Source organism: Nocardia sp. NPDC023852 (genome assembly GCF_040639505.1).
Taxonomy (GTDB): Bacteria; Actinomycetota; Actinomycetes; order Mycobacteriales; family Mycobacteriaceae; genus Nocardia.
Map to the genome: position 1 here is coordinate 226,403 of NZ_JBFAAB010000005.1, position 16,970 is coordinate 243,372.

General features: G+C 67.6%; 21 protein-coding genes. 13 read left to right on the forward strand and 8 right to left on the reverse strand.

Translation table 11 applies throughout. From position 1 onward, the window contains the following. The first annotated feature begins 55 nt into the window (after window positions 1-55). From AB0H00_RS12140 to AB0H00_RS12150, 3 genes are all read left to right on the forward strand, one after another. Window positions 56-913 carry a helix-turn-helix transcriptional regulator gene (locus AB0H00_RS12140; RefSeq protein WP_357264885.1) on the forward strand — a complete coding sequence of 286 codons (858 nt, stop codon included), beginning with the start codon at window positions 56-58 and terminating at the stop codon, window positions 911-913. Between the two features lie 115 nt (window positions 914-1,028). After that, on the forward strand, window positions 1,029-1,316 hold the full coding sequence (locus AB0H00_RS12145; protein WP_357264887.1) for a ribbon-helix-helix domain-containing protein: 288 nt from the start codon (window positions 1,029-1,031) through the stop codon (window positions 1,314-1,316). After that, window positions 1,313-1,720 carry a hypothetical protein gene (locus AB0H00_RS12150; protein ID WP_357264888.1) on the forward strand — a complete coding sequence of 136 codons (408 nt, stop codon included), beginning with the start codon at window positions 1,313-1,315 and terminating at the stop codon, window positions 1,718-1,720. The genes AB0H00_RS12145 and AB0H00_RS12150 overlap by 4 nt, the downstream gene beginning before the upstream one ends. A gap of 18 nt (window positions 1,721-1,738) precedes the next feature. Here AB0H00_RS12150 and AB0H00_RS12155 read toward each other — a convergent pair whose 3' ends face one another. From AB0H00_RS12155 to AB0H00_RS12165, 3 genes are read right to left on the reverse strand one after another with little or no spacing between them, the layout of a single operon-like run. Continuing rightward, entirely contained in the window at window positions 1,739-2,623 is an 885-nt protein-coding gene (locus AB0H00_RS12155; protein WP_357264890.1) for an LLM class F420-dependent oxidoreductase, read from the reverse strand. A gap of 58 nt (window positions 2,624-2,681) precedes the next feature. After that, a complete protein-coding gene (locus AB0H00_RS12160; protein ID WP_357264892.1) occupies window positions 2,682-2,876 on the reverse strand; it encodes a hypothetical protein in 195 nt (64 codons plus the stop codon). An 11-nt stretch (window positions 2,877-2,887) separates the two neighbouring features. After that, window positions 2,888-3,970: an aldehyde reductase gene (locus AB0H00_RS12165; protein ID WP_357264894.1), complete on the reverse strand. Its 1,083-nt coding sequence runs from the start codon at window positions 3,968-3,970 to the stop codon at window positions 2,888-2,890. A gap of 111 nt (window positions 3,971-4,081) precedes the next feature. Here AB0H00_RS12165 and AB0H00_RS12170 point away from each other — a divergent pair, with 111 nt between their 5' ends. From AB0H00_RS12170 to AB0H00_RS12185, 4 genes are all read left to right on the forward strand, one after another. Further along, window positions 4,082-4,708, forward strand: a complete 627-nt coding sequence (locus tag AB0H00_RS12170; RefSeq protein WP_357264896.1) for a TetR/AcrR family transcriptional regulator — start codon at window positions 4,082-4,084, stop codon at window positions 4,706-4,708. Window positions 4,709-4,767: 59 nt separating this feature from the next. Beyond that, window positions 4,768-5,079 (forward strand): nuclear transport factor 2 family protein, encoded by a 312-nt coding sequence (locus AB0H00_RS12175; protein WP_357264898.1) that lies wholly within the window; start codon window positions 4,768-4,770, stop codon window positions 5,077-5,079. Between the two features lie 43 nt (window positions 5,080-5,122). Beyond that, entirely contained in the window at window positions 5,123-6,286 is a 1,164-nt protein-coding gene (locus AB0H00_RS12180) for an alkaline phosphatase family protein (RefSeq protein ID WP_357264900.1), read from the forward strand. Window positions 6,287-6,362: 76 nt separating this feature from the next. Further along, window positions 6,363-6,686 carry a hypothetical protein gene (locus AB0H00_RS12185; RefSeq protein WP_357264902.1) on the forward strand — a complete coding sequence of 108 codons (324 nt, stop codon included), beginning with the start codon at window positions 6,363-6,365 and terminating at the stop codon, window positions 6,684-6,686. A gap of 10 nt (window positions 6,687-6,696) precedes the next feature. On the opposite strand, the gene AB0H00_RS12190 is transcribed toward AB0H00_RS12185, so the two are convergent. Next, a complete protein-coding gene (locus AB0H00_RS12190) occupies window positions 6,697-7,119 on the reverse strand; it encodes an MmcQ/YjbR family DNA-binding protein (protein ID WP_357264904.1) in 423 nt (140 codons plus the stop codon). A gap of 135 nt (window positions 7,120-7,254) precedes the next feature. Between AB0H00_RS12190 and AB0H00_RS12195 the strand changes: the two genes are divergently transcribed. Both AB0H00_RS12195 and AB0H00_RS12200 read left to right on the forward strand, forming a co-directional pair. Beyond that, window positions 7,255-8,475, forward strand: a complete 1,221-nt coding sequence (locus AB0H00_RS12195) for a transcriptional regulator (protein ID WP_357264906.1) — start codon at window positions 7,255-7,257, stop codon at window positions 8,473-8,475. A 169-nt stretch (window positions 8,476-8,644) separates the two neighbouring features. Further along, a complete protein-coding gene (locus AB0H00_RS12200) occupies window positions 8,645-9,040 on the forward strand; it encodes a DUF779 domain-containing protein (RefSeq protein ID WP_357264908.1) in 396 nt (131 codons plus the stop codon). 68 nt (window positions 9,041-9,108) lie between these two features. Here AB0H00_RS12200 and AB0H00_RS12205 read toward each other — a convergent pair whose 3' ends face one another. Further along, window positions 9,109-10,698 carry a succinic semialdehyde dehydrogenase gene (locus tag AB0H00_RS12205; RefSeq protein ID WP_357264910.1) on the reverse strand — a complete coding sequence of 530 codons (1,590 nt, stop codon included), beginning with the start codon at window positions 10,696-10,698 and terminating at the stop codon, window positions 9,109-9,111. Between the two features lie 241 nt (window positions 10,699-10,939). Here AB0H00_RS12205 and AB0H00_RS12210 point away from each other — a divergent pair, with 241 nt between their 5' ends. Genes AB0H00_RS12210 through AB0H00_RS12225 form a run of 4 tightly spaced genes read left to right on the forward strand, consistent with a single transcriptional unit; the run spans window position 10,940 to window position 14,654 of the window. Further along, window positions 10,940-13,276, forward strand: a complete 2,337-nt coding sequence (locus AB0H00_RS12210; protein ID WP_357264912.1) for a nitrate- and nitrite sensing domain-containing protein — start codon at window positions 10,940-10,942, stop codon at window positions 13,274-13,276. A 1-nt stretch (window position 13,277) separates the two neighbouring features. Continuing rightward, complete coding sequence (locus tag AB0H00_RS12215; protein WP_357264914.1) at window positions 13,278-13,703, forward strand: roadblock/LC7 domain-containing protein; 426 nt, start codon at window positions 13,278-13,280, stop codon at window positions 13,701-13,703. Next, window positions 13,700-14,074, forward strand: coding sequence for a DUF742 domain-containing protein (locus tag AB0H00_RS12220; RefSeq protein WP_357264916.1), 375 nt, complete (start codon window positions 13,700-13,702; stop codon window positions 14,072-14,074). The genes AB0H00_RS12215 and AB0H00_RS12220 overlap by 4 nt, the downstream gene beginning before the upstream one ends. Further along, complete coding sequence (locus AB0H00_RS12225; RefSeq protein WP_357265094.1) at window positions 14,055-14,654, forward strand: ATP/GTP-binding protein; 600 nt, start codon at window positions 14,055-14,057, stop codon at window positions 14,652-14,654. Before AB0H00_RS12220 ends, AB0H00_RS12225 begins: the two co-directional genes overlap by 20 nt. A 158-nt stretch (window positions 14,655-14,812) precedes the next feature. On the opposite strand, the gene AB0H00_RS12230 is transcribed toward AB0H00_RS12225, so the two are convergent. From AB0H00_RS12230 to AB0H00_RS12240, 3 genes are all read right to left on the reverse strand, one after another. Further along, a complete protein-coding gene (locus AB0H00_RS12230; RefSeq protein WP_357264918.1) occupies window positions 14,813-15,310 on the reverse strand; it encodes a hypothetical protein in 498 nt (165 codons plus the stop codon). Window positions 15,311-15,342: 32 nt separating this feature from the next. After that, window positions 15,343-15,756 carry an NUDIX domain-containing protein gene (locus AB0H00_RS12235; protein WP_357264920.1) on the reverse strand — a complete coding sequence of 138 codons (414 nt, stop codon included), beginning with the start codon at window positions 15,754-15,756 and terminating at the stop codon, window positions 15,343-15,345. 95 nt (window positions 15,757-15,851) lie between these two features. Further along, complete coding sequence (locus AB0H00_RS12240; RefSeq protein ID WP_357264922.1) at window positions 15,852-16,961, reverse strand: winged helix DNA-binding domain-containing protein; 1,110 nt, start codon at window positions 16,959-16,961, stop codon at window positions 15,852-15,854. Between the last annotated feature and the right edge of the window lie 9 nt (window positions 16,962-16,970).

Genomic DNA, 16,970 nt, shown 5'->3' on the forward strand with positions numbered 1-16,970 from the left:
CTCCTGGGAGTAGCGATCCCACCCCGGCTCGAACCGGCTACGGCATGATCGGACCGTGGATCGAACCGAACTGGCCGCATTGCTCAGGCAGGCACGCGACCGGGTGCGCCCGGGCGACGTCGGCCTGCCCGCGGGCTCGCGCCGGCAGGTTCCCGGGCTGCGTCGCGAGGAAGTCGCGCAGCTCGCGGGCGTCAGCGTGGACTACGTGGTGCGGTTGGAGCAGGGGCGCGGTCCCCGCCCGTCCAGCTCGGTGCTCGCCGCGCTCGCCCGCGCGCTACGGCTGAACGATGAGGACCGCACCCTGCTTTTCCAGTTTGCGGGCGCCGCGCCACCACAGGAGGGCCGGATTGAAATGGTCGTCCGGCCGAGCGTATTGCGCCTACTGGACCGTATGGCGGATCTGCCCGCGCTGGTGCTGTCGGCGAAAGCCGACGTGTTGGCGTGGAATTCGATGGCGGCTGCGCTGCTCGGCGACTTCACCGCCTGGCCGCCCGCACAGCGCAACGTCATCTGGCAGCGTTTCCTCGGCACCGATCGTGGGCGGGTCGCTATGACGCCCGCCGAGGCCGACTACGCCGCGATATTCTCGGTCGCCAGCCTGCGCAGCGCCCGCGCTCGCTACCCCGACGATCCGGGCCTACTCCGCCTGATCTCCGAATTGCGTTCCCGCAGCCCACGGTTCGAGCAGCTGTGGAACGAGCGGCGCTCCGGGCAGTGGCGCAGCGCGAGCAAGACCGTCGACCACCCGGAGTTCGGGCCGCTGCGGCTGGAGTGCGACACCCTGCTGGTTCCGGATACCGACCAGGCCGTGGTCGTCTACTCCGCGGCCCCGGGCAGTCGCGAAGCCTCGGCGCTGGATCTGCTCCGGGTTACCGGAACGCAACAGTTCACGGTGGCGGAGCCTTCCGGTTAGGCCGAAACTACTCCCGCGGGCTGCAGCGGCAGCTTAGGTGACGCTTACCCCTGCTCTGGCGCAAAGCCGCGTAATCGCCCTCCCGGCGGGCGCAGCGCCGGGATACAGTCGTGGTATGCCGTCGCCTCGGGACCATAGAACGCGGAAGGTCACCGTCACACTGCCCGAAGATATCGTCGCGATTTTGGAACGATGGCGCGCGGCCGGGAACATCGACTCGGTATCCGCGTTCGTCGCCGCATCGGTGCGGGCGGGGATCAACCAGTCCGAATCGCTGGCCAAGCTCGAGGAGGTCTTCGGCGGACGCCCGCCGCTGGATCTGATCAACCGCGCCCGCGCCGCACAGGGGCTACCGCCGCTGTCCGAAGAGGAGGCGGGCGGACCGCACGCTGGCGCGGCGTGAGGGCCGGGCCTCTGGGTGGCGTCGTCTTCGACGCCGCCGCCGTCATCGCGTTCGCCAACCGCGCCAACTACGCCCAGGCGGTCGCCTGGGCGACGGTGAGCGCGGGCAACACCATCGTGGTCCCGAGCACCGTCCTCGCCACGGCGCGGGCGCATATTCGGGCCGACCGGCTCGACATCCTCGCAGTGTTGCTCGGACTTCCGCACACCGTGATCCCGGCATTCGATCGAACGACCGCGGAACGCCTCGGCGTCGACATCATCGGCAACCCGACGGCCGAAGCGCTGATCGCGGCAGGCCACGCCACCCGCGAAGCGGTCACGCGGGATTGGCCCTGCCTTACCAGCCGTCCGAAGAAGCTCCGCCAGATCGATCCCCGCGTGATCATCGACCCGTTGCCCTGACTTTCGGGCGCGCGGCGGTCAGCGCAGTAGGTGGATGACGGGGGCGAGCTTTTCCATACTGTCCTCGAGAACGGTGACGTAGCTGATGCCGTAACGGTCGCGGCGGTCACGAAGACGATCGGCCATCTCCTCCGGGGTGCCGATGAGCAGGATGGGGTGCTCTTCCGGGGTGTCTGCGACATCGGGAGGCAACGCGGGGCCGAAGATCTCGAGGACGCTCGCGCGTTCGGCGGGCGGGACCACGCGCTGCACCAGGATGTTGAACTCGACCTTGTCCAAGCGCGGGCCGAGCAGTTCGCGCACGTAGGCGACGCGCTCCTCCGTTTCGGCAAGTCCAGCCATCTGCAATGGCGCGCCGTTGCGTGCGGCAGCCGCGCCGGTGAAGGCGATGATATCGGCGTGCTCCGCGGCCACGCGCAGCAGCCGGTCGCCCCAGCCGCCGATGAGCAGAGGCGGACCGTACGACTGCACGGGCCGCGGCTGGTACTCCGGATCGGCGAACAGCCGGCGCAGCGTGATCACCGTGCTCTCCAGGTGCTCGACCCGCTTGCGCCCGCTCTCGAACGGGATTCCTGCGGCTTCGAACTCCGCCTGCACATAGCCCGCCCCGAGGCCGAGTTCGACCCGTCCGTCGGTGAACTGATCGGTGCCCGCCACGTCGCGGGCCAGCAGCACCGGGTTGTAGAAGGGGGTGTTGAGCACGAACGTGTTCAGCCGTACCCGCTCGGTCGCCTCGGCGGCCAATATCATCGCCGGGAACGGCGCTGGCATGCCGAGGTGGTCGGCGACGCCGATCACGTCGAAGCCGAGTTCCTCTGCCCTACGGCACTTTTCGATCCAACTCGAGCGGGATTCGGGAACCACCATGTTGACACCGAACCGGAAGGGGCGCTGCGTAATCACGCCTCTTGTCTAGCGAATCGGGTTCGGCGCAGTCACCCCACCCCCACGATCACCGGGTTCAGCACTGAGCGAGCGTGCCCGCGGTTTCGGCGATCCCGAGCAAGGCGACGGCGGCGGCCACCGGAATCGGACGGCGTAACGCCCGCCGAATTGCACCCTCGGGCCGTCGCTCGGCAGGGTTCGCCGTCGCGCTACGTCGAGCCCAGCGGCGCACCACGGCGACGGTGGTGATGATCAGTGTCGCGATCAGCATGACGGCACTCCTCATACGCGCACGGCGTCGGAGGCGACGGTCTGCGGCGTCGCGGACTTGCGGGGTGTCGGCCGCTCCACGATCCCGTACTGGACAAGGCTTTCGGCAGTGTCCAACACCGTTTCGCGGACCGGGCGCATGGTCCAACCCAGTTCGCGGCGCGCCTTCTCGGCACTGAGCCGCTCGGTGCGTCCCAACGTCGGCAACGTCAGTCGAACTCCCCTGTCGAAGACCGCGACCGCACGCACCACCCAGTTCGGCAGCTGCCTGGTCGGCACCCGGAACCCACGCGGGTCGAACTCGTCGGCGACGATACGCGCGATCTCCCCCATCCACAGGTGCTCACCTGCGCAGATGTAGCGGTTGCCCGCGGCTGCGGGCGTCTCCAGGGCGAGGCGGTGCGCCACCGCGAGATCGCGCACGTCCACTATGGCCCAGCCGACGCGGGGCGAGCCAGGCATGTCCCTGGCCAGCAGCCTGCGCACCGGCTCGTGCGAGGTGCTCGTCGACGCGGACTGCACCGGTCCGAGCACCATGCCGGGGTTGATCACCACCAGCTCGAATCCGCCTTCGGCGGGCAGCTTTTCGACGAACTCCCAGGCCGCCCGCTCGGCGAGCGTTTTGCTCTTCGGATAAGCCGGGCTGCGGTCGACCACTGACCAGTCCGCCTCGGTGCGCAGTGCGTCGTCGGCGTGGCCGTGTGCGATGGCGGCAATCGAGGAGGTCAGCACCACTCGGCGCACCGTGCCGACGGCGGCGCAGGCGCGCAGCACCCGCTGGGTTCCTTCGACCGCCGTGGCGATCAGCTCGTGCTCGTCGTCCGGCGGGGCGGTGGGGAACGGCGAGGCGATGTGCAGTACCTCCGTGCAGCCGGAAAGGGCTGCCGTCCAGCCCTCGTCATGATCGAGGTCGGCCTGCGCGAAGTCCAGCGCGCCGGCGGTGCACTCGGCCAGCTCGACCAGATGCGCGCATTTGCCGGCGTTGCCGAGGTCGCGGACCGTCGCGCGCACGGCGTAGCCGTGTTCCAGCAATTCGGCGACGACCTGGCCGGCGACGAAACCGGTTGCGCCGGTGACCAATACCCGTGTGCTCATGTGTTCATCCATCTCGTGGAGTGGCTCACGCCGCGCTCATCTGAGCGCCGCTCAGATAATCTAAGCACCGCATAGTTAGGTTGTCCAGGGCCCGTCGCATACGCTCGGAGGGTGACGCGGACCAGTTACCACCACGGCGCCCTGCGCGACGCGCTGCTGGCCGCCTGCCTGCGTTTGATCGAGACCGAGGGCCTCGCCGCAGTCAGCCTGCGCCGGGTGGCGCGCGAGGCGGGCGTGAGCACCGGAGCGCCCTATCACCACTTCCCCGATCGGGCCGCCCTCCTGGCAACACTGTCCACACAGGGCTTCCAACTGCTCGGCGCGCAGCTCACCGCCGCCCGCGCCGGCGCAGAAACACCGATGTCCGCCCTCACCGCCCTCGCCCGCAGCTACGTGCGGTTCTCCCGCGAGCAACCGGCCTACTTCCGCTTGATGTTTCGCCCCGAGCTCTCCCAGCCGGACAAGCACCCCGATGCCATGGCGGCAGGCGACGCCGCGTTCGCCGTCCTCGCCGACGCGATTGCCGAATGTGTGCGAAACGGCGCACTGCCCGCCGACAAGGCCGACGCGCTGGCCGTCATGTTCTGGGGACTCGGCCATGGTCTGGCCTCGCTGTGGCTGGACGGTCAGCTGGAAAAGCGCGCCGGCCAGTTCGGAACCATTGCATCTTCTCTGGTGGACGATGTCATGCAGACCTTCACCGCGCTGATCGAGCCGAGCGCACCGCCACTGAACTAAGGTAGATGCCGAATATTCGCTGCCTGACGCTTCCCCCTTGATCCGAGAGGAAGACACGGATGACCGCACAGCTGGATCCGACAGTGCAGGAATTCGTCGACGCGCTCAACGCCAACGATCAGGAGCGGCTCTTCGCGGTGCTCACCGAGGACGCGACCATGTCCGACGACGGCGTGGAACGCAACCTCGCCCAGTGGACCGAATCGGAGATCTTCGGCAGCAACGCGCGCATGCAGGTCGAGTCTGTCGGCGACGTCGGCACCGAACTCTTAGCCGACTACACCAACTCACACTGGGGTTCGATGCGCACGAGCTGGCGGTTCACCATCCGCGACGGTAAGATCAGCCGCTTCGAAACCGGGCAAGCCTGAGCGCCCTTGCCATCCGGATGCCGAAGTTGACATTCTGACGGGCGTGTTCGTCGCGCCCCGTTACGGTACGGGCTCCCTGGCCGATTTGTTTCCCTCCGTCCTCGCAGGGCTCGGCGTCCCCGGTACCGACGACCGCCTAGGTCTCGAAGTCACCGCCGCCAAGGTCTGTGTCCTCTTGGTGGACGGGCTCGGCGCCGACGCGCTGGCCGCGAATCCCGCTGCGGCGCCGTTTCTTTCCGGCCTCCCGCCGGTCACGCTGACGGCGGGCTTTCCGACGACGACCGCCACCAGCCTGGGTTCGCTCGGCGTCGGCGTCCCGCCCGGCGAGCACGGGATCGTCGGCTATTTGCTCAACGTCCCCGGCTACGACCGGCTGCTGAATCCGCTCGCCTGGCGGCTGCACGGCGCAGCGGACAAATCGGACCTGCGGACCGAACTCGTGCCAGAGGAATTCCAGCCCATCCCAACGGTTTTCGAGCGTGCCGCCGCCGACGGTGTCGCGGTCGCCCAAGTGTCGCCGCGCTACCAGGAAGGGACAGGATTGACGAGGGCGGTGCTGCGCGGCTGCGCGTTCCGCCCCCAGGTGTCCTTCGGCGACTTGGTCGCCACCGTGGCCGAGGCGCTGCGCGCCGGACCGCGCACGCTGGTCTACACCTACTACGGCGATCTCGACCTGACCGGGCACGTGCGCGGGCCCTCCTCTCTGGCCTGGCGCTGCGAACTCTCCAACGTCGACCGTCTGGTCGCGGCCATAGCCGAACAGTTGCCACCCGACGCCGCACTGATCATCACCGCCGATCACGGCATGGTTGAACTTGAGGATCGCGTCGATTTCGACACCACCACCGTGCTGCGCGACGGCGTTCGCCAGCTCGGCGGCGAGGCGCGTGCCCGGCACGTCTACACCAGCGCCGGCGCGGTGTCCGATGTCGCGGCGACCTGGCAGGGCATGCTCGGCGCGGATTTCGCGGTGCTCACCAGGGACGAGGCCGTGACAAGCGGGTGGTTCGGGCCGCGAGTCACCCCTGCTGTCGCCGAACGCATCGGCGATCTGGTCGTCGTGTCCCGCGCGCGGCGCGGCATCATCCGTAGCGGTGTCGAACCATTGCAATCGATGCTGGTCGGCCACCACGGCTCGCTGACCTCGGCCGAGATGAACGTTCCGCTGCGGGTCGTCCGCGCCAGGACACCTGGCCGGTCCGCGTAACATCGGCGCGCACTGGCTTTAGGCTGGACACCGATCACGCGGGCATCACCGCGCGAGGAACATTCAGGAGGAGCACATGAACGCCACGCTGTCACGGACCGGCCGGACCGGCCTCGGGGTCGTGGCGGTCGCCATGGTGCTCGCGGGCTGTACCGATATCGAGCGGGCCCTCAATCGCGGTGGCGACACGCCGTGCAGCGAGTACATCAAGCAGGACCAGGACACCAAGCGCACGACGATCACCAAGTTCGTCAAGCAGCAGAGCAAGGACGACCACGAGCCCGCGGGGACCGCAGTGGACGCGACGATAGTCTCGGTCGACCTACTCTGCGGCAGTCAGGCCAACGCCGACACCCCCATCAAAAATGCCGACGTCGCAGGTATTTTCATCAGGAAGTGACCGGGTCGGGTCACCGCGGCGGATGAGCGGCCAGCCAGTCGGTCGCTCGTTTCCGTGAGGCGCGGGCCAGCCAAGCGTCCTGGATCACTTCGGTGAGCTCCTGACGGCTCAGCTCGCCGATTCGGCTGCCGCGCACCAACACCGATGGGTGCCCGTCGAAATGCGGAGTGGTGAAGAACGGCGAGTCCGGGGCTTGGACCAGTGCCTGCTTATCCGACTCCGACGGCACCCAGAACACGATCACATCGGTGTAGCGTTCGCGGGTCTCCGGGTCGACGGCATCCGGGCGTGCGTTGCGAAAGAACACGAACGATTTCCCTCCGACCTGATAGATCGGGTTACCGTGCGGTCCGTCGACTCGTGCCACATGCGGCATGCCGGATGCCACCTCGTGTACATCGGCGAGGCGTGCCCGTCGCGGAACGGTCACCATGTCAGTAGCGTAGGCGCTCGCGACCGAAACCGAGCGCGCCCAGCTGGTCGGCCATCGAAGCCGCCCGCATGCGACGCGCGTACGCCAGAATGAGAGAGCGAATGTGAGCTCACACGAGGATGGGGGTTCTTCCAGGTGGCACATTTCCGCACCCTCACTCAGCAGCGGGTCGAACTGGAACGAGAATGGGAACGCTGGGCGACGGTGCCGAATACCGCGACACTACGCCCGCCCAGAACCACGTTCCTACGCGACGAGGTAGCGCAATCCTGGCGGCGGTCGCTGCACACCGTCGATCCTGGCCGCACAGTCGCACCCGGACTGGACGACATCGGCGAGCTGTGGGCCGAGTCCCCGCTGCGCGGCCCGGTGACCGAGCTGGCGACCGACCTGCGCGGGATCGCCGAGGACTCCGGTTACCTGGCCGCGGTCACCGACGGCGCGGGCACCATCCTGTGGTCGTGCGGTGATCGCGCCATGCGCAAGCAGGCAGAGCGAGTGAACTTCGCCCCGGGCGCCCGCTGGGACGAAATGCACATGGGCACCAACGGATTGGCGCTCGCCTTGCGCACCGGCCGCCCCTCGTCGGTGTTCTCCGCCGAGCATCTGGTCGCCGCACTGCACGGCTGGGTGTGCTACGCCGCGCCGATCCACGGTCCCGACGGCACACAGGTCGGCGCCCTGAATCTGTCCAGTTCCTGGGACCGCTCGCATCCCGCGGTGCTCACCTCGGTACGGGCCCTTGTCACCGCGGTCGAGACGATCTTGCGAGCCAGCGAGCCAGCGCCGCCGGCAGGGATTCGGCTGTCGTGCCTCGGCACCGCACGGCTGCTGCGTGACGGCAGGCCGCTGCGGCTGCCGCCCCGGCAGCTGGAGATCCTCACGCTGCTCGCGCTCGAGCCGGACGGTTTCACCCCCCAGCAGCTGCACGCCGCAATCTACGGCGACCGCGCGGTTTCCACCAGCACCTTGAAGGCTGACGTTTCCCATCTGCGCCGCGCCACCGGCGGCGAAATCAGCAACCGCCGTTACCTTTTGACCGGCCCGGTGGCCTGCGACGCCGTCGACTTGCTGGCCGCCATCGCGGCGGGCAACACGACAGCGGCGGTGTGGCTGTATCGCGGCCCGCTGCTGCCCGGCTCGGACACACCTGGCGTGGTGAAGTGGCGCGATCACCTCGACGTCGGCGTGCGGACCGCGGTTCTGGCCAGCGACAGCGCCGAGCACGCCGTGTCATTCGGCGAGCGCGCGGCGGACGATATCGAGGTGCACGAACACGCCTTGCGGCTGCTTCCATCCGACGATGTTCGCCGTGCGATGGTCACTGCCCGATTGCATACCGCATTGCGCACCTAGGCTTCTCGCACCAACCTCGCACCAACCTTCGCAGACCATAGTGACCCGGACGGTGAGGTTCGCGAGGAGCAAGTGTCATGAGTTATCCCAAGCCGGGATCCGATTCCGGTGTCATCGGCGGCGCCACGCGGTGGGCCAGCGCCATCGGTGGTGGCGAGGCGGCCGGGTGATGTCGCAGCGGATTCATCGGGTGGACATTACGGACCGGGCGAGGATGGTCCTGCGTCAGATGATCGAACAGCACGGCGCGGTGCTCTTCCACCAGCCCGGCGGAGGCTGCGATGGCGACGCTCCGGTGTGCCTTCCGGTCCGGGAGTTCCGGGTCGGCCGGGGGGATGTGCTGCTGGGAAATCTGCCTTGGCACACGCAATTCTGGATGAGCAGCGAGCAGTACGAACTCTGGAAGCACACCCACCTCACCGTGGATGTGGTGAACAGCCGGCACGCGCCGGAAGCGCCCGAGGGAGTGTGCTTCACCCTCAGGTCACGGCTGCTCACCGACGAGGAAACAGAGGCGCTGGCGGACGCACCGCCGCCACGCACCGGAGCCGACCGGTTGGCATAAGCCTGCACATGCGAACCGGCGGGGCGTCCGCCCGGGTGGGGCACGACCACCCGGGCGGACGTCGATCGTCAGCGGCCGGGCAGGTGGCGCAAATTGCGGGCGATGGTCATCAGGAATGGATGCCACTTGTCATGCGGGAACAGTTTCGGTGGATCGAGGTTCAAAAACCGGGTCACTACGACAGTTTGGGGTTCGGTGAATTTCAGCAAGCCGTCGGGGCCGTGCCGGCGGCCGACGCCGGAGATGCCCATGCCGCCCATCGGCGCCGCAGTGCTGCCCCAGGCAGGCGCGTAGCCCTCGTCCACACACACGGTTCCCGCGTGCAACTGTCCAGCGATCCGCTCGCCCTCGGACTTGTTCGCCGCCCATACCGAGGCGTTGAGGCCGTAATCGCTGTCGTTGGCCAGGCGCACGGCCTCGGTGACGCTGTCGACCGGGTAGATCGACACCAAGGGACCGAAGGTCTCGTTGCGGCCGCATTCCATCTCGTCGGTCACCTCCACCAGCACGGTGGGCTCGAAGAACAGCGGACCCAGGTCCGGGCGGGCCTTTCCGCCGGTGAGCACTTTCGCGCCCTTGGAGGTGGCGTCGGCGACGTGTTTGGACACGGTCTCGAGCTGGGCCTCGGAGATGAGGCTGCCGATGTCGGTCGAATAGTCGTAGGCCGCACCCACTTTCGCCGCGTTGACGGCGGCGACGAATTTCTCGGTGAACGCCGCGGCGATCGCGCGCTGGACATACAGCCGCTCGATCGAGATGCACAGCTGCCCCGCGTTGGAGAAGCAGGCGCGCACGGCGGCCTTGGCAGCGGCGTCCAAATCGGCGCCCTCGGCCACGATCATCGGGTTCTTGCCACCGAGTTCGGCGGAGAAACCGATCAGCCTACGGCCACACTGCTCGGCCAGGGTGCGTCCGGTCTGCGAGGAGCCGGTGAACATCAGGTAGTCGCAGCCCTCGACGATGGCGGTGCCGACGACGGTGCCCGGGCCGGGGACGACCGCGAGCAGATCGCGTGGCAGACCGGCGCGGTAGAGCAGCTCCGCGGCGGCCAGTGCGGAGAACGGTGTCTGAGTGTCGGGCTTGACCACCACGGCATTGCCCGCGATCAGCGCCGGGATGGCGTCGCCGACCGACAGCAGCATCGGGTAGTTCCACGGTGCGATCACGCCGACCACGCCTTTGGGCTTGGCACGGACGGTGGCGCGGTTGAGCACGGGAAAAGCGCCGGGGACCTTGCGTGCGCCGAGCAGGCCCGGTGCGACCTTCGAGAAGTAGCGGGCCGCGAACATCATGCCCATGATCTCTTCCTGGGCCGCCCAGCGCGCCTTGCCGGTCTCGGCCTGCACCACATCCATCAAGAACTCGCGATGCTCCACCACCAGTGCCCGGTAGCGTTCCAGCACCGCGGCGCGCTCAGGGACCGGACGCAACGCCCACGACGCCTGCGCCACCTGAGCTTTCTCGAAGGCGGCCGCCACGTCCGCGGCGGTGCCCACCGGTACGTTGCCCAGCGGCTTGCCGGTAAACGTTTCGGCGATCGCCCTGCGTTGACGCGTCTCGGGCTCGGCCAGGGCGGCGAGCGCGCTCAGGCGGTCGAAGACGGCGGCTTTCGGCGCGGGCATCGTGGCCTCCTCCTTGTAAGTAACCGCGAGATACATATAATCTACGCTATCCCAGACCCGATCAGGAGCTGCTCCACACGGTCGGCGATTACGGACCTGGACATCGGGGGGTGATCCGTCCGCGCTCCACTGCGAATTCCCTTGTGACACATCCGAAATGATGTCAAGTCACATTTGAATGTAATTATTCGGTCATACCGGCTGCGCAATGTCAAACCGAGTCCCGCTCAACGAGACATGGCATCGGGCAGACGGTGATCTCGAGTACGTTGGGCAAATGTTCAGAAGGAGGCTCGGTGTCCGCGGCCGGATTTTGGCCATCGCACTCATTCCGAGTCTGACTCTCCTACTAGTCGGCGTCGGCACGGCCGGATACCTCGTGTTCAAGGGCGGCTACGCGCGGGTGTGGGCCATCCAAGTGCAGAAGTCGACCCCTTCGGCCCGAGAGTTCACCGAGTCTGTCCAGCTGGAGCGTCGCCTGACCCTTGCCAAACTCGCTGGCGACCACGACGCCGCACCGGCGCTCGCCTCGGCGAGAGTGCGGGTCGACAAGGCGGTTGCCGAACTACGCAGCGCCTCGGGTGGGCTGCAAACACTCGCATCGTCCTTGATCGGGGAGAAGGTCACCCACTTCCTGAATGTGCTGGACCGGCTCCCGACGGTCCGAGCACAGGTCGACACCGGAGCGCTGCCCATTCTGGAGGCGTACGCGTTCTACAACGATGGACTGCGGGCCATTCCGACCGCCACGCAGATCGCCCAGCAGTTCTCGCCGGACCCGGAGATCGCGATCGAACTCGCGGAGGGTCTGCGGCTGTTCTACGCGGCGGAGGCGATGTCGCGTAGCAACGCGCTGGCTCTGGCCTTGGTGAACGCACATGATCAGGCGACCTTCCCGGTGGCGGAATACCTCAGCCAAGTCGGCTACTACCACGCTCAGATCGACTATCTGACCAGCGAATTCGACGCACCCCAGCGTGATGCCGCAAAGGCGGCCGCCGCCTCCCCCGCATGGCGGCAACTGAGCTCGATGGAAGACGCCCTGGCCCGGCGTGCTCTGCAGAGCCCCTCAGACGACGGTCAGAACACGACGACATCCGGCAGCGTTCCCGAACTGCCGTGGAGTGTGGCGGACTGGCAGAACGCGGCGACCGATGTCAACCGCGGGCTGATCGACATCTGGATCAACCAGAACAAGCAGGCTCAGGAGGTCGCCGAAGACAAGGCCGGGGGCTCCGCGCTGACCTCGCTGCTGTTCGGCATCGTGGTACTGCTGGTCGCGATCGCGGGTTTCATCGTCGCGGTCAAGCTGGCCAATCGGATCATCCGCAGGCTGAAGCTGCTGCGTGGGGAAACCCTCGCACTCGCCGACGAGGGTCTGCCCGACATGATGCGTCGCCTGCGCGCGGGCGAGCTGGTGGACCCGGCCGAGGAAACGCCACTGCTGGACTACGGGCAGGACGAGATCGGCCAGGTAGCCAAGGCATTCGGCCGCGCACACGCTGCGGCAGTAGCGGGCGCGGTCACCGAGGCTCGTACTCGCGAGGGGGTGAAAGCGGTATTCCTCAATATCGCCCACCGCAGTCAGATCGTGGTGCACCAGCAGCTGGAAATCCTCGACGAAGCCGAGCGAGGGCAGGAGGATCCCGCCTTGCTCGACACGTTCTTCCGGCTGGATCACCTAGCCACCCGGGAACGCCGCAATGCCGAGAACCTGGTCATCCTCGGCGGCGGCCAGCCCGGCAGGCAATGGCGTAACCCAGTGGACCTGATCGCTCTGGTGCGCAGCGCCATCGGCGAAACGCTCGACTACTCGCGTGTCCGCCTCGCCCGGCAGCCCGAGGTTCAGATCGTCGGTTCCGCCGTCGCCGACCTGATCCACTTGCTCGCGGAACTGATCGACAACGCCACCTCGTTTTCCCCGCCACAGTCACGCGTGGAGGTGAGCGGAAACGTCGTCGGCAAGGGCGTGGTCGTCGAGATCGAGGACCAAGGCATGGGCATGCCCGCCGACGAGCTGACCAAGACGAACGAGATGCTGCGCAACCCACCAGATTTCGGTGTCGCCGCGCTGTCCGCCGATTCTCGGCTCGGTTTGTTCGTGGTCGCTCAGCTCGGCGTTCGATATGGGGTCTCGGTTCGGCTGGTCGAGTCCGACTATGGTGGCATCCGCGCCATCGTGCTCATCCCATCCGCGCTCCTCGCCCGCGAAACCGGCATGCCGACACCGAGATCGGAGGTATCCGGCGCAACGCCCGCGCGGACGGCGGCAGCAACGCCCGCGCACCAGTCCGCCATGGACATGGCGGACCAGAGCAAGGCGCCCGTAGCCACGCTGGTCGCCAAGCCGACCGCGGCGGACCCGACACCGTCCGAGGACGCGACGGCCGCACCGACCGGTGACGTCGATGCCAGGCCTGCGCTGCCGCGCCGCAACCGCCAGGCGAATCTCGCACCGCAACTGAGCGAACCGGCTGCGACGCCGACCGAGCCACAACGACAGCGCACGGCCGAACAGGCCCGCGATCTCATGTCCGCCATCGAAAACGGCACCAGGCAGGGCCGCAAACCTCTCTCCCACGACAACCGGAATCCGGACGATCAGAAAGACTAAGGTGACTTCATCCAACCCAGGTGATCTCAATTGGTTGCTCGACGATCTCGTCGACCGGCTGGCCGGTGTGCGGCATGCGGTGGTGCTGTCTACGGATGGATTGCTTCTCGGCCGCTCCGCCGCGATAACGCGGGAGGACGCAGAACATTTCGCCGCCATGTCCTCCACCCTCTACGGTCTCGCCCGCAGCGCGGGTAGCCGCTTCAATGGCGGCGGCGTGCGCCAGGCGGTCATCGAACTCGACCGCGCCGTGCTGTTCGTGACCTCCGCCGGCGACAACGCCTGCCTGGCGCTGCAGGCCGCCGAGTCAGCGAACTTGGGCATGGTGGCCTACGAGATGAACCTGACCGTCCAGCGCGTCGGCACGTATCTGTCCACCACTGCGCGGCAGGACCTCGTCGGACAAGTCGAGCCGAAGCTGCCATGACCCATCCGCGTGAGCCCTGGTTCGACGAGGCGGCAGGCCCGCTGGTACGTCCCTACGCGCTCACACGCGGACGCACCAGGGGGTCCGGACCCGAACTGGATATGCTCACGTCCGTGGTCGCGGACGAGTCCGCGACCACGCTGCGCCGGAACGAACCCGAATACACCGAAATCCTCCGGCTATGCCGGGTTTCGCAGACTGTGGCAGAAGTGTCCGCCCGGTTGCGGTTGCCGCTCGCGGTGACCAAAATCCTCGTCGGTGATCTGATCGGCGACGGGCAATTGATCTTCCGTGCCCCCGTTCCGACGGAGGCCGGACCCGATGACCTCAACATATTGCGAGCGGTACTGGATGGAATCCGAAAACTTTGACCCGAGCGGCACGCCGCACCTGGCCGCCTCGGTCAAGATCCTCGTCGCCGGCGGGTTCGGCGTCGGCAAGACGACCATGGTCTCGGCAATCAGCGAGTGCGCACCGCTGCGCACCGAAGAGCTGATCACCGAGGTGAGCACCGGCGTCGACGACCTATCGGGCGTCGAGCGGAAGACCACGACCACGGTTGCGCTGGACTTCGGCAGGCTCACCATCGACGGCAATCTCGTGCTCTACCTGTTCGGCACCCCTGGCCAGGACCGGTACTGGTTCCTCTGGGACGAGCTCGCCCGCGGCGCGCTCGGCGCCGTGGTGCTGGCCGATACCCGCAGGCTGGGTAATTCCTTTGCCGCCGTGGACTTCTTCGAGCGCCGCGGGCTTCCGTTCATGGTCGGCGTCAACTGTTTCGACGGCGCGCCACAGTACACCGCCGACGAGGTGCGCGACGCCCTCGACCTCGATTCGATCACCCCGGTGATGCTCTGCGACGCCCGCGACCGCGGTTCGTGCAAGACCGTGCTACTGACCCTGGTGGAGCATCTGATCGCGCGCGCGCAACGCGCGCGGGTCACCACCTGATTTCAGCCCGCACGCACTGTGTCGAGATAGTCGCAGACGATACCTTCGGCCTCCATGTCCTCGAGGCAGCCGATCGACCAGTGTGCTTGCCGAGCGCCCATCGCGCGGCCGCCACACGGGACACTTCGTCGGCTCGGTGTATCCGTACCACTGAGTGCTCACGCCTGCCGCAGCCAGGCGAGGAACAGCAGCATGCCGCCAGTAGCCAGCACCAGCGCGACCAGGGCAGGCCACCGCGGCCCGTTCCGACCCAGCAAGCCACGGACGAGCCGCACCTGGAATGTGCCGATACCTGCCAGAATCAGCAGCCAGACCGGCAGAAGGCCGACGCCCAGCCCGGCATGGACAGCCCAGGCACCTGTCAAAGTGGGCCCACCCCAGGAACCTTCCAGGTTCTCGTCCACTACCAGCGGGTAGCCGATCCCCCGGAGCGCGGCGACCACCGCGAGGAAAGCCAGAAACCAGGCGAGCAGGCCGACCGCACCGCTGAGCGCCGAGTGCAAGATCGACCGTGCCACCGAAAATCTCTGCGGTAGAACGGTTTCGCCGAGCATCCGCCGCGGCACGCGCAGCCTGGTCGCGATGCGTCGGATCGACAGCGGCAGCACCCAGAGCGCGTACGCGGCATAGCGCAGCAGCACTCGAATCCACGGCATGGCATCGACGATAGCGATCTCGGTTCCGCGTTTCATCGCAGCCGGCCCACGCGCACCAGATCATCGAACAGCAACTGGTCGACCGGTGGCACAAGGGACCGGTCGGCGTAGGAGAACCACGCGACCTCCTCGATCTCACTGCTCGCGGCCAGCGTTCCGCGGTAATCGGCGGTGTAGCAACTCATCCGCACCACTGGGACGTCCCCGGGCCCGTGGACCGCCTCGTAGGTGCCGACGTGCGCGACGGTAGCCGGCAGCAGCGCGACCGTGAGCTCCTCCTCGATCTCGCGCAGCAACGTCTGCAGATCGGTCTCCCCACACTCGCGCTTACCACCGGGAATGTAGAAGACGTCCTTGCCGCGCGGTCTGGCGCACAGAATCCGACCACCCTCGATCCGCACCCACGCGACCGTATCGATCAACCGCTCCACGCGCCCGTCCGCCACTGCCGCAGCCTATCGCCGTCGAACATGTTCGACCGAGCGGGAACCCCGATTCCGACCGCGAATGATGTCCGGGTTGCCCATACAACGCGATAGCGCTACACGGCCCGCGCCGTGAGCATCTCACGTCCCATCACGAGCGCGACGTGCTCGATGGCGGCGTCAAGTCCTCGCTTCGGCAGCGGTGCGCCGTCGAACATGGCGATCTCGATCGCGTCGTCGGCGAGTTCCCACGTGCCGACGATGCGACCGCCTGCGACGACGATCGGCGAGATCCACCCCGCGGTCCTGCTCACCTTCGCCCGGTGGTCGCCGGGCAGCAGGACACCGTCTCCGGTGCCTGGCCCGAGCACGTACTGGTCGAAGGCGCCGAGGAGGTGCACTGATGTGGCCGGCCTCGTCGCGGCGAGGTCGTCGAGGTGTTCGGTCGGCAGAAAGCCGCGGCGGCCTTCCACCTCGACTTCGCCGAGCCGGTCCCCCGATTCGGCGAACCAGCGCCGCACCGTCGCCTTGCGCAGGCTGCCGCGGCTGAGCCAGGCGTCGAACACTTCCGGTGTCGCGGGGCCGTAGGCGCTTAGGTATCCGATGATCGCGAGCGGTGCCGCGGCGTCCGGGTCCGGAAGGCCCTTCCAGTCGCGGACCAGATGCGCTGGGCTGGTAAATGTCACCTTGGCGCCCCGCGCGGGTCCGTGGCAGAGCACGCCCTGCCAGGCCAGTGGTTTCAGCAGCGCGCCCCAGCCGGAGCGCAATTCCGCGCCGAGCCGGTGGAACCCGGGTTCCGACACGACCGCATCGACCAGTTCCGCACGGCTGAGCACCACGCCGTCGAGCACCCGGGCGACCACCTCGGACAGCGCCGCGACCTCAGCGGGCGACGCTCCGAAGTTCTTCTGCCAGGACGGCTTCTCCCAAGTGCGAGCCGAGCCGATGAGGGCGAGGCAAGCGGCGGCAAGATCCGGCGTCAGCGTGTGCAGGGTGCCGCGCATTGCCCAGGTCTTCATCAGCGTACCGTCGTCGAGGGAGCGAACCAGCGCGCTCGAATCCGGCTTCATGCTGCGCAGCGCCACCGCCAGTTCCGCGGCAGAGGTGACCTGGGACTGCACCCCGCACAACCGTCGGGCAACCTCGACCGCACCGTCGTCTGAGCGCGGCTCGACGTATTGGCGGCGCAGCCGCCAAGCGAAAACCTGGTCCCAGGTGACGCGCACCTGTCCTCC

Excerpts from the sequence above, each read along its gene's own strand:
- AB0H00_RS12175 (WP_357264898.1), top strand. The coding sequence starts at position 4,768 with ATGACCGCACAGCTGGATCCGACAGTGCAGGAATTCGTCGACGCGCTC.
- AB0H00_RS12225 (WP_357265094.1), top strand. The coding sequence starts at position 14,055 with ATGGAATCCGAAAACTTTGACCCGAGCGGCACGCCGCACCTGGCCGCC.
- AB0H00_RS12165 (WP_357264894.1), bottom strand. The coding sequence starts at position 3,970 with ATGAGCACACGGGTATTGGTCACCGGCGCAACCGGTTTCGTCGCCGGC.
- AB0H00_RS12190 (WP_357264904.1), bottom strand. The coding sequence starts at position 7,119 with ATGGTGACCGTTCCGCGACGGGCACGCCTCGCCGATGTACACGAGGTG.
- AB0H00_RS12210 (WP_357264912.1), top strand. The coding sequence starts at position 10,940 with ATGTTCAGAAGGAGGCTCGGTGTCCGCGGCCGGATTTTGGCCATCGCA.
- AB0H00_RS12185 (WP_357264902.1), top strand. The coding sequence starts at position 6,363 with ATGAACGCCACGCTGTCACGGACCGGCCGGACCGGCCTCGGGGTCGTG.
- AB0H00_RS12220 (WP_357264916.1), top strand. The coding sequence starts at position 13,700 with ATGACCCATCCGCGTGAGCCCTGGTTCGACGAGGCGGCAGGCCCGCTG.
- AB0H00_RS12160 (WP_357264892.1), bottom strand. The coding sequence starts at position 2,876 with ATGCTGATCGCGACACTGATCATCACCACCGTCGCCGTGGTGCGCCGC.
- AB0H00_RS12145 (WP_357264887.1), top strand. The coding sequence starts at position 1,029 with ATGCCGTCGCCTCGGGACCATAGAACGCGGAAGGTCACCGTCACACTG.
- AB0H00_RS12230 (WP_357264918.1), bottom strand. The coding sequence starts at position 15,310 with ATGCCGTGGATTCGAGTGCTGCTGCGCTATGCCGCGTACGCGCTCTGG.
- AB0H00_RS12205 (WP_357264910.1), bottom strand. The coding sequence starts at position 10,698 with ATGTATCTCGCGGTTACTTACAAGGAGGAGGCCACGATGCCCGCGCCG.
- AB0H00_RS12200 (WP_357264908.1), top strand. The coding sequence starts at position 8,645 with ATGTCGCAGCGGATTCATCGGGTGGACATTACGGACCGGGCGAGGATG.